This window comes from Streptomyces sp. TAA204 (assembly GCF_000424965.1).
In genome coordinates this window covers 84,323-99,059 of the sequence record NZ_AUKW01000020.1, presented here as the reverse complement: position 1 = coordinate 99,059, position 14,737 = coordinate 84,323, and the positions used below count along the sequence as shown (strand labels likewise).

12 protein-coding genes are annotated in these 14,737 nt (G+C 72.8%); 4 read left to right on the top strand and 8 right to left on the bottom strand.

Annotation, left to right across the window (positions count from 1 at the left end; all coding sequences use genetic code 11):
* Positions 1-37 precede the first annotated feature (37 nt).
* Positions 38-1,207, top strand: a complete 1,170-nt coding sequence (locus tag H343_RS32005) for a beta-eliminating lyase-related protein (protein ID WP_037904579.1) — start codon at positions 38-40, stop codon at positions 1,205-1,207.
* Between the two features lie 41 nt (positions 1,208-1,248).
* On the opposite strand, the gene H343_RS0121460 is transcribed toward H343_RS32005, so the two are convergent.
* Positions 1,249-1,938 (bottom strand): response regulator transcription factor, encoded by a 690-nt coding sequence (locus H343_RS0121460; protein ID WP_028432825.1) that lies wholly within the window; start codon positions 1,936-1,938, stop codon positions 1,249-1,251.
* 65 nt (positions 1,939-2,003) lie between these two features.
* The gene (locus H343_RS0121455) at positions 2,004-3,251 is read right to left on the bottom strand and encodes a DUF7134 domain-containing protein (protein WP_037904622.1); all 1,248 of its coding nucleotides are present in this window, start codon (positions 3,249-3,251) and stop codon (positions 2,004-2,006) included.
* Between the two features lie 247 nt (positions 3,252-3,498).
* Between H343_RS0121455 and H343_RS32000 the strand changes: the two genes are divergently transcribed.
* Positions 3,499-4,737 carry an SAM-dependent methyltransferase gene (locus H343_RS32000; protein ID WP_078505988.1) on the top strand — a complete coding sequence of 413 codons (1,239 nt, stop codon included), beginning with the start codon at positions 3,499-3,501 and terminating at the stop codon, positions 4,735-4,737.
* A gap of 161 nt (positions 4,738-4,898) precedes the next feature.
* On the opposite strand, the gene H343_RS31995 is transcribed toward H343_RS32000, so the two are convergent.
* Complete coding sequence (locus H343_RS31995) at positions 4,899-6,416, bottom strand: PH domain-containing protein (RefSeq protein WP_486586997.1); 1,518 nt, start codon at positions 6,414-6,416, stop codon at positions 4,899-4,901.
* Complete coding sequence (locus tag H343_RS0121440) at positions 6,413-7,045, bottom strand: PH domain-containing protein (RefSeq protein WP_486586996.1); 633 nt, start codon at positions 7,043-7,045, stop codon at positions 6,413-6,415. Before H343_RS0121440 ends, H343_RS31995 begins: the two co-directional genes overlap by 4 nt.
* Positions 7,046-7,166: 121 nt before the next feature.
* On the opposite strand from H343_RS0121440, the gene H343_RS0121435 reads away from it, so the two are divergent.
* Entirely contained in the window at positions 7,167-8,360 is a 1,194-nt protein-coding gene (locus H343_RS0121435; protein ID WP_486586995.1) for an NADH-quinone oxidoreductase subunit D, read from the top strand.
* 161 nt (positions 8,361-8,521) lie between these two features.
* On the opposite strand, the gene H343_RS33640 is transcribed toward H343_RS0121435, so the two are convergent.
* The 4 genes from H343_RS33640 to H343_RS31980 all read right to left on the bottom strand — a co-directional run bounded on the left by H343_RS33640 (position 8,522) and on the right by H343_RS31980 (position 13,186).
* Entirely contained in the window at positions 8,522-10,444 is a 1,923-nt protein-coding gene (locus H343_RS33640; protein ID WP_051265687.1) for a hypothetical protein, read from the bottom strand.
* A 144-nt stretch (positions 10,445-10,588) separates the two neighbouring features.
* Positions 10,589-11,521 (bottom strand): ABC transporter substrate-binding protein, encoded by a 933-nt coding sequence (locus H343_RS0121425; RefSeq protein WP_037904614.1) that lies wholly within the window; start codon positions 11,519-11,521, stop codon positions 10,589-10,591.
* Positions 11,522-11,690: 169 nt separating this feature from the next.
* On the bottom strand, positions 11,691-12,434 hold the full coding sequence (locus H343_RS31985; protein ID WP_051265705.1) for an ABC transporter permease: 744 nt from the start codon (positions 12,432-12,434) through the stop codon (positions 11,691-11,693).
* A 2-nt stretch (positions 12,435-12,436) separates the two neighbouring features.
* Positions 12,437-13,186, bottom strand: coding sequence for an ABC transporter permease (locus H343_RS31980; RefSeq protein WP_486587001.1), 750 nt, complete (start codon positions 13,184-13,186; stop codon positions 12,437-12,439).
* A gap of 301 nt (positions 13,187-13,487) precedes the next feature.
* Here H343_RS31980 and H343_RS0121410 point away from each other — a divergent pair, with 301 nt between their 5' ends.
* Positions 13,488-14,714 (top strand): betaine/proline/choline family ABC transporter ATP-binding protein, encoded by a 1,227-nt coding sequence (locus H343_RS0121410; RefSeq protein ID WP_028432820.1) that lies wholly within the window; start codon positions 13,488-13,490, stop codon positions 14,712-14,714.
* The last annotated feature ends 23 nt before the right edge of the window (positions 14,715-14,737 follow it).

Below are 14,737 nucleotides of genomic sequence, written 5' to 3'. Positions count from 1 at the left end.
TGGCCCGGCGGGCACCGCCGGCGCGAGGATGCGCGGCATGGCTGAGACGGAGCGTGAGGAACGGGCACGGCTGCTTCGCGCGTGGGGCGGCGCCACACGCAGACTCGCGCCGGTCCCCGGGCGCGAGCCATTGGGGGAACGGCTGGCACGGCTGGCCGGGGAGGGCGCGGAGGCGCACGACCTCACGGACTGGACCGACCAGTACGGCAGCGACGACGGCGTCGTCGGTGAACTGGAACGCCGCACGGCCGCCGTCCTCGGCACGGAGGCCGCGGCCTTCTTCCCCACCGGCACCATGGCCCAGCAGGTCGCGCTGCGCTGCTGGGCCGGACGTACGGGCGACGGCACGGTGGCCGTGCATCCGCTGGCACATCCGGTTCTCTGGGAACGGGACGCCCTGCGGCAGCTCGCCGGGCTGCGCCTGGTCCACCCCACCGGCGCGCCACGGCTGCCCACGCCGGGGGAAGTGGAGGGCCTGGAGGAACCGTTCGGCACCCTGACGCTGGAACTGCCCCTGCGGGAGGCCGGGTTCGTCCTGCCCACCTGGGAGGAGCTGTCCGCCTGCGTCGAGGCCGCCCGCGAACGGGACGCCGTCGTCCACATCGACGGAGCCCGGCTGTGGGAGTGCACCGCGCACCTGGGGCGTGAACTGCCGGAGATCGCCTCCCTCGCCGACACCGTCTACGTCAGCTTCTACAAGTCTCTCGGCGGGATCTCCGGGGCGGCGCTTGCCGGGCCGACCGCGCTGATGGAGGAGGCGGCGGCCTGGCGGCACCGCTACGGAGGCACGCTCTTCCAGCAGTGGCCGGCCGCGCTGGCGGCGTTGGCGGGGCTGCAGCGTGAACTGCCGCGGCTGCCCTCGTACGTCGCGCACGCGAAGGTCGTCGCGGCGGCGCTGGGGGATGCCTTCGGCGAGGCGGGCCTGCCGTGGTGGCAGGTGTGGCCGCGAGTGCCGCACACACACCAGTTCCAGGTCTGGCTGCCGTACGGGGAAGGGGAGTTGACTGAAGCGGGGGCGCGGCAGGCGCAGGAGACGGGGACGCTTCTCTTCCGTCGCTGGACCCGTCCGGCGGGCGCACCGCCCGGGACGGCCATGCACGAGGTGACGGTCGCCGGGGACGGCCTGTCGTGGTCCGCGCGGGATGTGCGGGAGGCCGTCGGGACGTTCCTCACGTTCCTGTCCCCGACCGGGGCGGCGGGGGCGTGACGCCGCACCACGGCGCCCCTGGCCGCCCAGTCGCGGTCCCGCTACTGTGCGGGGCCGCCGCCCGCCCGCACGAGCCGCGACTCGTAGGCCAGCACCACGGCCTGCACCCGGTCACGCAGCTCCAACTTGGCCAGTATGCGGCCCACATGTGTCTTCACGGTCGCCTCCGACAGCACCAGCCGGGCCGCGATCTCACCGTTCGACAGGCCCTGGGCGACAAGTGTCAGCACCTCCGTCTCCCGCTCCGTCAGCCTCTCCAAGCCCCGTGAGAGAGGCTCCGGGGTGGTGGAGGGCAGCACGGTCGAGAAGCGGTCGATCAGCCGTCGCGTGGTGCTCGGAGCCACCACCGCGTCCCCGCTGTGCACGGCGCGGATGGCGGCGAGCAGGTCTCCGGGAGGCACGTCCTTGAGCATGAAGCCGCTGGCACCGGCCTTGAGCGCGGAGAACGCGTACTCGTCGAGGTCGAAGGTGGTCAGGATCAGCACCTTCGGCGAACCGGTGCCGCCCTCACCGCCGTCGCAGATGCGGCGCGTTGCCTCGACACCGTCGACGTTCGGCATCCGTACGTCCATCAGCACCACGTCGACGGCCGTGGAGGCGAGCCGGTCCAGGGCTTCGGCGCCGTCGCCCGCCTCGGCGACGACCTCCATGTCCTGCTGCGCGGCCAGCACCATGCGGAAGCCGGTGCGCAGCAGTACCTGGTCGTCGACGAGCATCACACGGATCGTCATCGTGAGGTCCCTCCGGTGGATGGGTGGGTGGGGATGGGTGGGTGGCGGCCGGGTGCGTCCGGGAGTCAGTGCAGGGCCTTCAACGGCAGTACCGCGCTGATGCGGAAGCCCCCTCCGGGACGCGGCCCGGTCTCCAGGCTGCCGCCGACCATGCCGACGCGTTCGCGCATCCCGATGAGGCCGTGGCCGAGGCCGTCGGTGCCGCCCGCCTCGTACACGTCGGCCTGCGCGCCCCGGCCGTCGTCCTCGGCGAGCAGCGACAGTTCGTCGGCGGTGTAGCGCAGCCGGACGGTCGCGCCCACCTCCGGGCCGCCGTGCTTGCGGGAATTGGTCAGCGCCTCCTGCACCACGCGGTACGCGGTCAGCTCGACGCTGCTGGGCAGCGGGCGCGGCGTGCCCTCTATGGCGAAGTTCACCGTCAGGCCCGCACCCCGCACCTGCTCGATCAGTTCCGACAGCTGTCCGACGCCGGGTTGCGGTACGTACTCGCTCACCCTCCCCCTGCCCGCGGCGCCGTCGTCCGTGCCGCCTTCCCCGGTGCGCAGCACGCCCAGCAGGCGGCGCATCTCGGCGAGGGCCTGGCGTCCCGTGGCGGAGATGGCCTCCAGCGCCTGCTTGGACTGCTGGGGCGCGGAGTCGAGCACGTAGGCGGCGCCGTCGGCCTGCACCACCATCACCGAGACGTTGTGCGCCACGACGTCGTGCAACTCGCGTGCGATGCGCGCCCGTTCGGCGGCGGCGGCGATCTGCGTCTGTGCCTCGCGCTCCTTCTCGAGGCGGGTGGCGCGCTCCTCGAGCTGCGCGTAGTAGGCGCGGCGCGTGCGCAGCGAGTCGCCCAGAACCCAGGCGAGGAGGAAGGTGACCGTCATGAAGATGTCGCCGAGAACCGCGCCGGCGAGAGTCTGCTGGGGGTTGGGCCAGCGCAGCGCGGCCACGGTCGGCGCGACCATCGCGCCGCCGAGCGCGAAGCGGGATGCCCAGCGGATGTTGCGGGACGCGACCGTGAAGACGACGACCAGCATGGCGAAGTTGGCCGGCCCCACGTCCACGTGCGTCACCACCTGGGCGACGCCCGTACCGGTGGCCAGGACCAGCATCTTCTCCGGCGCGCGGCGGCGCAGGGCCACCACGGTGCACAGGGACAGGACGATCGGAACCGCGGCGACCTGCTCCTTGGGGCCCTGCGGCAGTCCCTCGGTGTCGGTCTCCACGCTCGAGATCAGCCAGACCGCGGACATCATCAGCAGCAGCCCGGCCCAGAGGCTGTCCACCCAGGTGGGGTGCCGCCGGATGAAGTCGTAGATGCGGTTCACATAACCCAGCGTATGGACGCCCGGCACGTGGAGGAGTCAGCCCGGCGGCCGATCCGGGACGGCCCCGCATACTCCGCAAGGTGGAGGAGGACGGTCCACCACGCGGGGCCCGGAAGCTTTCCGGAGAATCCCCGGGCGGCCCCCGGCCGGCTTCTGCTCGTGCGCTGCGTGTCCTCACCCGGCCGCTGACCCGCGGACCCGCCCGGCTGTGAGGAACCCCCGGGGAGGCAGGGCCTAGCGTTGTCCCGTGAACGCGCCGCAGCACCGCCGCCGAGGCCCTCTCCCCGTTGCCGGGCCCGGGACCGCATCCGGTCCCGCCCGAGGAGCCCCCACCGACGGTTCCGGTCGCGGTGACGGCCCCGGTGACGGCCCCGGCCCCGGTGACGGCTCCGGCGACTCCGGCGCGGGCAGGTGGGCGACCTGGAGGGCCGCCGCCGAGTCGGCGCTGTACGGCCGTGAGCCCCCCGGGGACCGGCACGGCACCGGAGGCGGCGAGGGCTTCTTCGTACGCGAGCCGCCCGCGGCCCACTTCCGTACGTCCGTGCACGCCTCGCCCCTCTTCGCCGCCGCGGTCGCACGCCTGGTGCTGCACGTGGACGAGGCACTCGGGCGGCCCGGCGAGGTGGCCGTGGTGGACGTGGGCGCGGGGCGCGGCGAGTTGCTGGCAGGCGTGCTGTCCGCGCTGCCGGGGGACGTCGTGCCGCGCGTGCGCCCGTACGCCGTGGAGCACGCGCCCCGCCCGCACGGCCTGGACGAACGCATCGTCTGGACGCACGAACCCCCCTCCGCGACGGGCCTGAGCGGTCTGCTCTTCGCCAACGAGTGGCTCGACAACGTTCCCGTCGATGTCGTGGAGACCGGCCCGGACGGTGTGCCGCACACCGTGCTCGTACGGGTCTCCGACGGCGCCGAACAGCTCGGCGAACCGCTCCCCGAAGGGCCGGACGCCGACTGGCTGGCCCGCTGGTGGCCCCTGGGCGCCGGCACCGGTGAACAGCCGGAGGCGGGGCTGCGCGCGGAGCTGGGACGCCCCCGCGACGAGGCGTGGGCCGCGGCCGTACGCACCCTCGACAGGGGGCTCGCCGTCGCGGTCGACTACGCGCACTTCCGCGGGGGCCGTCCGCCCTTCGGCACCCTCACCGGCTATCGCGACGGCCGCGAGGTCCGGCCCGTTCCGGACGGCAGCCGCGACCTGACCGCCCACGTCGCACTGGACGCCTGCGCCGCGGCGGGCGGCGCGGCGCGCGCGCAGACGGAAGGAGATGCGGCAGCCCCCCCGGTTCTGGTCACGCAGCGCAGCGCGCTGCGCTCACTCGGCGTCGACGGCTCCCGTCCCCCGCTGGCGCTGGCCTCCACCGATCCCGCCGCGTACGTACGGAGGCTGGCCGCCGCCGGGGAGGCGGCGGAGCTGACCGACCGTGCGGGCCTGGGGGGATTCGGCTGGCTGGTGCAGCCGCTGGGCGGCGTCCCGTCGCCGGTCGGCTGACCGCAGGACCGGGAAAGCGCAGGACCGGAGTCCGCAGAACCGCGATCATCCGGTCCTGCGGTTCTGCGGTTCTGCGGTTCTGCGGTTCTGCGAGGGCGTTCCCGGCGGTCAGCCACCCCGGCGTCTTCCTCCGGCCGTCGCCCCGTTCGTCACCCCGGCCGTCAGCCCCCGGCGGTCATCCATCGCTCGGGCCGTGCCTCCCTGCGACCGATACGCGAGCGCTCCGCCTGCGCGTGCACGAGCATCCGCGCCTCGTCCTGGTCGCGCAGCTTGGCCGCCGTCCAGCCGTTCGCACCGTGATCGACGGCCACGTTCGCCAGGCCCAGCCTGCGCTCCCACGGCCCCTGGCCGAACCGGACGCTCTGCACCTTCGCGTGCGGGACGAGCGTGACCCGGCGGCTGAGCAGGCCGCTGCGCGTGACGAAGACGGCTGGGGTGACCCCGTGCCCGTAGCCCCGCCGCAGCAGCGGCGCGCACCAGCGGGCGCGACGCGGCACCGGTGCGGCGGACTCCATGGCGGCGGCCAGGCCGACCCCGGGCAGCACCCTGGCCAGTACGTCCGCGACCTGCTCCCGCGCCGCCACGGGAATGAGCACACCGCCGCCCTTGTCCTTGCCCGCCCCGGCGATGTCCAGCTCGACGCGCAGCCAGCCGCGGCTCCGCCACAGCAGGGGCTCGGTGAGCCGTACGGACTGCACACGCCCCGGCGGTACGGTCGCGTGCTCGCGGTCCAGCAGACCGTGGTCGAGCCGCAGGCCGTCGGGCGACTCGGCGACCGTCCAGTCGTACTCCTTCAGGAACCGTCCGCCCGTACTCGCCCACACCCCGCCCAGTGCGGGCACCAGCGCGGCCAGGCCGGCCCAGATGCTGCCGCTGAAGAACCAGACGCCCCAGGGGAAGACGAGCGTCGCCAGGAGTGCGCCCCAGCCGGACCCCATGAGCAGCAGTCCGACGACGAGGGTGCGCGGTTGCACCCTCAGCAGCACGCGTGCCGGTGCCTCACCGGCCTCGGGAGCGGCTTCGGGTGCGATTCCGGCGGCGCGGGCGAGGAGTTCGGCGCGCAGGGCGGCGGCCTCCCGTTCGCTGAGGAAGGCCAGTTCGTCCTTGGCCTCCGTGCCGACCACGTCCAGCTTGAGCTTGGCGACACCGACGACGCGGGCGAGCAGCGGCCTGCCCACGTCGACGGCCTGGATACGGTCCAGGCGGATGTGGGCGACGCGGCGGAAGAACAGGCCCGTACGGATGCGCAGTTCGGTGTCGGTGACGAGGTAGCTGGTGAACCACCACGAGAAGAAGCCGTACACCGCGGCCACCGGCAGCAGCACCCCGAAGGCGAGCACCAGCCATCCCGGAGTGAGGTGCGAGAACCACTCACGGGTGCGCTGGAAGTCCTGCATCGAGAAGGCGATCAGCCCAGCGACCGGTGCCCAGGCGCGCCGCCACGGCGTGACGGGGTGCAGCGGCGTGCCCTCGGGGCGGCGCGGAAGCAGGGAACGGCCCGGCGTCCGCTTCGTCGTCCCCGACTCGTTCTGCTCCGGCTCCCGGCCCCGGGACGGGGCGTGGGACGTTTCGCGGGACGGGACTCCGGACGTTTCGCGGGACGGCTCACCGGACGGGCCACGCCCCTGCGCGGCTTGCGCGGCCTGCTCGGCCGCTCCGGGCCCGGGCACCTCGCTCACAGTCCCGCCGACCTGGCGCCGCCCAGCTCCGTGAGCCGGTCACGAAGCCGCTCCGCCTCGTCGGGGACGAGCCCGGGGACGGCCGCGTCGGTCGTGGCGGCGGCGGTGTGCAGCTGGAGCCGGGCCAGACCGTAGCGGCGCTCCAGAGGGCCGGAGGTGACCTCGACGAGCTGCATGCGTCCGTAGGGAACGACCGTCATCTCCCGCCACATCACCCCGCGGCTGATCAGAAGGTCGTCCTCACGCTCCGCGTAGCGCCACGAGCGCCAGTTGCGCTCCAGCGCGCCCCAGCCCCATGCGGCGCCCGCGAGCGGCACCAGTGCGAAGGCGGCCCACGCGGGCCCGGCCGTCAGTCCCAGCAGCAGGGCGAGGCCCGTCGCCAGCGGCAGCAGCGTGCAGAGCAGGACGAGCCGGCGCATCTGCAGCAGCGCACGTTCGACCCCGCTCCAGTGCGCGGGGCCTGGCTCCTCCTGCGGCTCCGGTTCGGGCCGGCCGGCAGGGTCGAGCCGGTCGTGCCCCTCCAGCCGGACGGACTCCTCAAGGCGGTCCGGCTGGTCGGACTGCTCCGGCCCGCCGGGCCGTTCGTACTGCTCCTGACCGGCGTCCGCCCGGCCTTTCCCCGTCATCATGCGTTCAGCGTATGCCGGGCCCCCGCCGTGGGCCCAGGGGCGGCGGGAACCGCCCGCGCACGGCCCGTGGAACCGCCCGCCGCCCACCGCCGTGACGGGCAGGGGTGCGAGACTGAGCGCCATGAGTCAGCGGACGATGACGGACGGCGTGCCCGGTTCACCGCAGGCGCCCGGAACGCAGACCACGGTGGGCGTCGGCGGCGCCGCCGAGAGCACCGACATGGTGCTCAACATCGGCCCCCAGCACCCCTCCACACACGGTGTGCTGCGGCTGCGGCTCGTCCTCGACGGCGAGCTGATCAGCGAAGTCGAGCCCGTGGTGGGCTACATGCACAGGGGCGCCGAGAAGCTCTTCGAGGCCCGCGACTACCGCCAGATCATCGTCCTGGCCAACCGTCACGACTGGCTGTCCGCCTTCTCCAACGAGCTGGGCGTCGTGCTGGCCGTGGAGCGCATGGTCGGCATGGAGGTCCCCGAGCGCGCCGTGTGGACACGGACGCTGCTCGCAGAACTCAACCGCGTGCTCAACCACTTGATGTTCCTCGGCTCCTATCCCCTGGAGCTGGGCGGCATCACGCCCGTCTTCCACGCGTTCCGCGAGCGTGAGGAACTGCAGGCCGTGATGGAGGAGCTCTCCGGCGGCCGGATGCACTACATGTTCAACCGGGTCGGCGGTCTCAAGGAGGACCTGCCCGCGGGCTGGCAGGCCAGGGCGAGGCAGGCGGTCTCGGACGTACGGTCGCGGATGGACGTCTTCGACCGGCTGGTCACCGGCAACGAGATCTTCCGGGGACGTACGCGCGGCGTCGGTGTCCTCGCCCCGGAGACGGTGCACGCGTACGGCGTCAGCGGACCCATCGCACGTGCCTCCGGCGTCGGCTTCGACCTCCGCCGCGACGAGCCGTACCTGGCGTACGGCGAACTGCGCGACGTACTCAAGGTGGTCACCCGCAGCGAAGGCGACTGCCTGGCACGCTTCGAGGTGCTGCTGGAACAGGCGCACAACTCGCTCGACCTCGCCGACGCATGCCTGGACCGGCTGGCGCAGCTGCCGCCCGGCCCGGTCAACCAGCGGCTGCCGAAGGTGCTCAAGGCGCCGGAGGGCGCTACGTACGCGTGGACCGAGAATCCACTCGGGCTGAACGGCTACTACCTGGTCTCGAAGGGTGAGAAGACGCCGTACCGGCTCAAGCTGCGCTCGGCCTCGTTCAACAACATCCAGGCGCTGACGGAACTGCTGCCAGGGACGCTCGTGGCGGACATGGTGGCGATCCTGGGGTCGTTCTTCTTCGTCGTCGGCGACATCGACAAGTAGCGGCGGGAAGAGCCGGCCGACGAGGGCCGGCGGGCGGCCGTGCGGACGGTGAGTCGGCAGGCGTTGCGTGCGGACGGATGGCTGGGCAGCCGGGTAACCGGCCCGGTGAGCGCGCAGCCGGACGGGCGCGCAACCGGTGCCGTTCCGGGGGAGCCGCCCGTTCAGCTGGCGTTGCGCACGCCGGACGGGCCGGGCTCCGCACCGGGGCGAGGGGGCTTCGCCCGCGGACCGGACTCTTCCTCGGACCCCTTCCCGGCCGGTTTCCCGTCCCCGGCACCGCTCGCGGACCCGGACTGCGGCCCGCTCACCTGCTCCTCCGACGGCTTCGCACCGGATTCGTTCTCACGCGTGGACCGCGTCCCGGTGCGGGCACCGGACCCGGACTCCGCTTCCGGCGCCTGCCCGGGCTTCGCCGTCTTCCCGGAGGCGGAACGCGCTCCGCTCTCCTCCTTCGCGGCCTCCTTGGCAGCGTCCTTCGCCGGCTTCTTCTCCCCCGGCTCCGCCTCGGTACGCGCGGGCGCGGGCACAGACGCGTCCTCCGGCGCCTTGCCGGAGTCCGCCGCACCGGCCCCGGACTTCGCGGAGGCGCCGGACTTCGCGGAGGACCCGGGCTTCCCGGACGTCCCTGCGCTGCCCGACGTCCCGGAGTTGGCAGGCTTTCCGGACTGCCTGCGGGGCTCCTCCCGCGCGGACTTCTTCGCCGCCTCGCCGGATTTGGCGTGCCTGCCGGACGACTCCGGCTTGAGCCGGGTCCCGCGGCCGTTCGCACCGGACTGCGGGGTCGGAGCCTCCTCGGGCTTCGGCCGTGCCGCGTGGCCGTTGGCGCCGGACTGCGTGCCGGAGGGGACCTCGGAGGACGCCGGCTCGGGAGACACCGGCTCGGCAGCAGACGCCGGTTCAGCAGGAGAGACCGGCTCGGCAGCAGACGCCGGCTCGGAGGACGGCCCCGGCCGCGTCACCTGCGTGTCCGGCTTCGCCTCCGGCCCCGGACCGCGTCCCGTTTCCGGGGACTCGACTGTCCCGCCGGTCCCCTGCGAACGACCGCCGGGCCCGCCCGCGGCCCCGCGGGGCCCCTGGGCGGCGTTCGCGCCCGCGGCCTCACCGCGCGGCCTGGGCGCCGCGGGCGGCGTCTTCTTGGCGCGCCGCCTGGGCTTGCCCGTCCCGGTGCCGAAGAAGTCGAACGTGCCGCCGCCGGCGTCCGCGCCGCGTTCGCGCTCCTCGCCCGCGGGTGCCTTCGGGCCGGGGCTCGCGGCCACTGTCGCACTTGCGGTCGCGGTCGCGGCCGAGCGCTCCTGCTCCGCGTGCGTCTCCCGCCGCTGCTTGCCCTGCTCCTGCCTGCCCCGGTTCTGCTTCTGCTTCTGTTTCTGCTTCTGGCGGTCCTCGTCCTGGGGCACGGGGCGGGGCTCAGCCTCCCCGGCCTCCCCGGCGTCCCCGGCCGGCTCGGCCTCTCCGGCTTCTTCGGCCTGCGCCGCCTGCTCGTACGCCCGCGCGACGTTGCGGCTGAGGTTCTTCAGAGCCTCGTTGGCCTGCAGGTATGTCAGCGGTGTCGGCGCACCCGAGGGGTGCCGGTGGTCGGCCACCGTCGCGCTGAGCGCCTTCGTCGGCGAACCGGACTCGATCTCGAGCTGCCGGCGCCCCTCCAGAGCGCTCGCCCGCTCCGTCTCCGCGTGTGCGTAACGTCGCAGCAGACCGGCGTGTTCGCTGCGCAGCCGCGCCAACTCGGAACGCTTCTCCCGCAGTTTGCGCTGTGTCTTCTCACGTGCCTCGCGGGTCTCCTCGATCTCGCCCTCGAGTTCGGCCTGCCGTTCCTCGGCACGCCACTCGATGCTGGTCTGCCGGTTGAGAAGTTCACCGACGCGCTTGCCCGCCGCGCGGTCCCAGGTACGGAGAAGCACGGCGGCGACGACGGCCGACAGCGCCGCGGCGGCGGCGCACACGCGCAGCAGCACGGTGTCCGTGTCCCCGAAACCCGCCTCACCGATCAGCCAGGTGCCTCCCGCGCAGGCCAGCGCGGCCGCTGCGACGGTTACCGGGGCGAGGAACCTGTGCAGGGGCTGAGCGTTGCGATGACGTCCACGAGGCATGGCCTGGAATGTACCGTGCGAGGCTCGGGTCGGGCACCGGGGCAGGGGGCATTGTTATGCCCCCACAACCCGCCGCCGCCCCTTTTCCTCTCTGCCGCCCCCTTCGGCCTCCCGTGGGGCCGCGCCGGGGGCCGCCCCCTGCGCTCAGAGCAGGTTCTTGGACTTGAGGTACTCCTCGGCTACGTCCTTCGGCTTCTGCCTCTCGGCGTCCACCTTGCGGTTGAGGTCGGTGAGGTCCTTGGTGGTGAGCACCTCGGTCAGCTTCCCCAGCGCCTCCGAGACGTTCTTCCCGCCGGCCTTCTCGGAGTTGACGACCGGAAGGACGTTGTCCGCGTTCTGCAGACCCTTGTCGTCCTCCAGCAGCACCAGCCCGAAGTCCTCGAGGGTGGCGTCGGTGGTCGTGGTCAGCACCATCTGGTCGGTGCCGTTCTTCACGGCCTCCTTCGCCTGGGTGGTTCCCACACCCTTCGGGTCGAGGTCCGTGATGTCGATGCCGTAGGTCTTCTCCAGACCGGGCCGGCAGAAGGGCCGCTCCTCGCACTCGTCGCTTGCCGCGAGTTTGATCTTCTCGCCGGACTCGCCGAGGTCCGAGAGGGTCTTGAGGTCGTGCTTCTTCGCGAAGTCCTCGGTGACCGCGAAGGCGTTCTGGTCGACGGCCTCGCCCGCCGGGAGCACCTCGAGGCCACGGGGCTCGGCGAGCTTCTCCAGCGCCGCCACCGTCTTGTCCACGTCGCTGGAGGCGACGGGCTTCGCGTCCGCCCCGTTCTTCTTCGCGTTCAGGAATTCGGCGAGGGTCGCCGCGTACTCCGGCACGACGTGGATCTCGCCCTTCTCCAGGGCCGGTTCGTACAGCTCACGGTTCTTCAGCTTGCTGATCGAGGTCTCGTAGCCGGCCTTGTCCAGCAGCTTCGCGTAGAGCTCCGCCATGACCTGGGACTCGGTGAAGCCCGCGGAGCCCACGACGAGTTCGCCCTTGGAACCGCCGTCCGCCGAGCCGCCACCCTCCTTCTCCAGACTGTCGCCGCCGCAGCCGGTCAGGGCGGCCGACAGCACGGCCGCACAGGCACCGGCCGCCATCAGGCCGCGGGCACGGCGGTGCCGGGGGCCGCGGTCGCCGCGCGGTGTCCCGTACGCCGGGTGGGACGTGTGCTCGGGGTGTGCTGCCTTGTTCATCGGGTCCACCATTTCGTGAGGTGAGGATCGGCGGGGCGCCGGAACACCCGGGCCACGAAGTGCCGTGAAGTCGTCAGGCCGTCGTCTGGGCGGGGATCACCTTTTCATCAAAGCCCGCGGGCGTCGAACGTGGTTGCGAGCCGATGCCGCGGCGCCGCCGCCGCATCGGGTCCAACAGCCGCTGCGCCACCACCAGTACGCCCTCCACGAGCAGCGCGAGCCCCGCTACAAGCGCCGCCCCGGCGACCACCTGCGGGGTGTCGTAGGTGCCGAAACCCGCCGTGATGATCCTGCCCAGGCCGCCGCCCCCGGGGAGGGCCGCCAGAGTCGCCGTCGCGACGACCTGCACGGCCGCGGACCGCACCCCCGTCATGATCAGGGGAAAGGCGAGGGGGACCTCGACCCGGCCCAGCAGCTGCCAGCCGGACATCCCCATTCCGCGTGCCGCCTCCACCACGTCGCGGTCGGCCTCGCGCATTCCGACGTAGGCGTTGGTCAGCAGCGGCGGCAGGGCGAAGAGCACCAGTGCGACGACGGTGGGCCAGTCCCCGTGCTTGCCGAGCGGGCTGAGCGTCAGCAGAACCAGCACTGCGAACGTGGGGACCGCGCGCCCGGCGTTGGAGATGTTCACCGCCAGCGCGCCACCGCGTCCGACGTGACCGAGCCACAGCGCGACCGGCAGTGCGATCGCACAGGCGATGACGAGACAGAGCACGGTCAGGTAGAGATGCTCGGCGAGCCGGTGCGTCACACCGTCGCCGCCCGACCAGTTGGAGCCGGTGGTCAGCCAGGACCACGCGTCCAGGAAGAAGCCCATCGTCACGCCCCCTTGCCGACAGCCGTACGCGCGCCGCGCTCCGTACCGGCTTCACCGTCCGCGCGCTCCGCACGCTTGCGTTCCGCGCTCCCGCCCGGGTGCCGGCCGCGCCGGGCGCGTCCGCCGGTACGGGCCCAGGGAGTGAGCAGCCGCTGCACCCCGAGCAGCAGCACGTCCGCCGTCACGGCCAGCAGTACGCAGATGACCGACGCCGTGAGCACCTGGGCCCGGAAGAAGCTGTCCATGCCGTCGTAGATGAGATTGCCCAGACCGCCGTACCCGACGATCGCACCGACCGTCGTCAGTGCCACCGCCGAGACCGTCGCGATGCGGACGCCGGCCATCAGCGCGGGCAGGGCGAGCGGCAGTTCGACCCCGAAGAGCAGCCTGCCCGGCCCGTATCCCATGCCGCGCGCGGCCTCCCGCGCCTCCTGGGGGACCGATTCGAGGCCCGCGAGGATGTTCCGTACGAGCACGGTGAGCGAGTACAGCACCAGACCCGTCACGACGACCGCCGCGCCCACGCCGAAGAGGGGAAGCAGCAGCGCGTACATCGCCAGCGACGGGACGGTGTAGAGGACCGTGGTCAGCCCCAGCACGGGCCCGTGCGCGCGCTTCCAGCGGCGGGCCGCGAGCGCGAGCGGGAAGGCGGCGAGCAGAGCGAGCACGACCGAGGCGACGGTGATCCAGACGTGCTCCGCGGTGGCGTCCAGCAGTTCCTGGCCGCGTGAGGTCACGTACTCGGCGCAGATCCAGTCGTTGGCGGAGAGGCAGTTCTCCCCGGCCTTCCCGGCCTTCCCCGTCTCGCGGGCGGTTCCCGCCGATCCGGGCGCGGCAAGGACCTCCGTACCTCTCACCCCGTCCCCCTCACTCTCCGCGCCGGTGACTTTCGGCCGCCGTAGGTGCGTCCGTAAGCATGCCGGGAGACCTTACAGTCCGCTACCGACAAACGGTCCGAAGTGCCACACTCCTGCAACACACACTTCATCCAGAGACCGGAAGAATTCGCACAGCGCCGAACGCCGAGGCGCTCCGAGCGACGAGAATGAGACGATGATCCGCTTCGAGAACGTCAGCAAGCGCTATCCGGACGGCACCACCGCCGTGCACGATCTGTCGCTCGAGGTCGCCGAAGGCGAACTGGTCACCCTCGTGGGACCGTCCGGCTGCGGCAAGACGACGACGATGAAGATGGTCAACAGGCTCATCGAGCCGACGTCCGGACGGATCCTCCTCGACGGCGAGGACATCTCCGCCGTCGACCCCGTCGAACTGCGCCGCCGCATCGGCTACGTCATCCAGCAGGTCGGCCTCTTCCCGCACAAGACGGTCCTGGAGAACACCGCGACCGTTCCGTACCTGCTCGGCTGGTCCAAGGCCCGGCGCCGCGAGCGTGCGACCGAACTGCTGGAGCTGGTCGGCCTCGACCCGGCCAGGTTCGGCGACCGCTATCCGGACCAGCTCAGCGGGGGCCAGCGGCAGCGTGTCGGTGTGGCGAGGGCGCTCGCCGCGGACCCGCCCGTGCTGCTGATGGACGAGCCCTTCGGCGCCGTGGACCCGGTGGTGCGCGAACACCTGCAGAACGAGTTCCTGAAGCTGCAGTCCACGCTGCACAAGACGGTGCTGTTCGTCACGCACGACATCGAGGAAGCCGTGCGCCTGGGTGACCGCATAGCGGTCTACGGGGACGGCCGCATCGAGCAGTTCGACCCCCCGGCGAAGGTGCTCGGCGCCCCCGCCACCGCGTACGTCGCCGACTTCGTCGGAGCGGACAGGGGCCTCAAGCGCCTCTCCGTCACCCCGATCGAGAGCAGCGACCTGGAAGCGCCGCCCGTCGTGCACTTGGACGACCCGCTCGACAAGGCCCGTACGCGCATGCGCCGCGACGGCGCACGCTGGGCCGTCGTACTGGACGACGCGGACGAACTGCACGGCTGGCTCTCCGCCGACGCGATCGGCGGCACGTCCGAGGAGGGTTCCGCGACCGCCGGCACCGGCACCGGCACCGGGAAGCTCACCGGGACGGAGGCGCCGCTGACCGTGGCCGACCACGCGCGACGCATGGAGGCGTGGCTTCCGCTCGGCTCGCCCCTGAAGCAGGCTTTCAGCAGCATGCTCCAGCACGACGCCGGATGGATCGCCGTGCTGGACGACGCGGACCGCTTCGTCGGCGTCCTGACACCCAGCCGTCTGCACGAGGCGCTGCGCCGCTCCATCGACGCGGACGAGCGGGAAGTGAGCAGGGACGAGGTCGAACTGGAGACCGTCGCGGACGTGTGAACGGCGCCCCGCGCGGACGGCTC

Bases quoted from the DNA above. Each gene is read 5' to 3' on its own strand.
- H343_RS32005 (WP_037904579.1), top strand. From the start codon at position 38: ATGGCTGAGACGGAGCGTGAGGAACGGGCACGGCTGCTTCGCGCGTGG.
- H343_RS0121460 (WP_028432825.1), bottom strand. From the start codon at position 1,938: ATGACGATCCGTGTGATGCTCGTCGACGACCAGGTACTGCTGCGCACC.
- H343_RS0121440 (WP_486586996.1), bottom strand. From the start codon at position 7,045: ATGATGACGGGGAAAGGCCGGGCGGACGCCGGTCAGGAGCAGTACGAA.
- H343_RS0121435 (WP_486586995.1), top strand. From the start codon at position 7,167: ATGAGTCAGCGGACGATGACGGACGGCGTGCCCGGTTCACCGCAGGCG.
- H343_RS33640 (WP_051265687.1), bottom strand. From the start codon at position 10,444: ATGCCTCGTGGACGTCATCGCAACGCTCAGCCCCTGCACAGGTTCCTC.
- H343_RS0121425 (WP_037904614.1), bottom strand. From the start codon at position 11,521: ATGGCGGCCGGTGCCTGTGCGGCCGTGCTGTCGGCCGCCCTGACCGGC.
- H343_RS31985 (WP_051265705.1), bottom strand. From the start codon at position 12,434: ATGGGCTTCTTCCTGGACGCGTGGTCCTGGCTGACCACCGGCTCCAAC.
- H343_RS0121410 (WP_028432820.1), top strand. From the start codon at position 13,488: ATGATCCGCTTCGAGAACGTCAGCAAGCGCTATCCGGACGGCACCACC.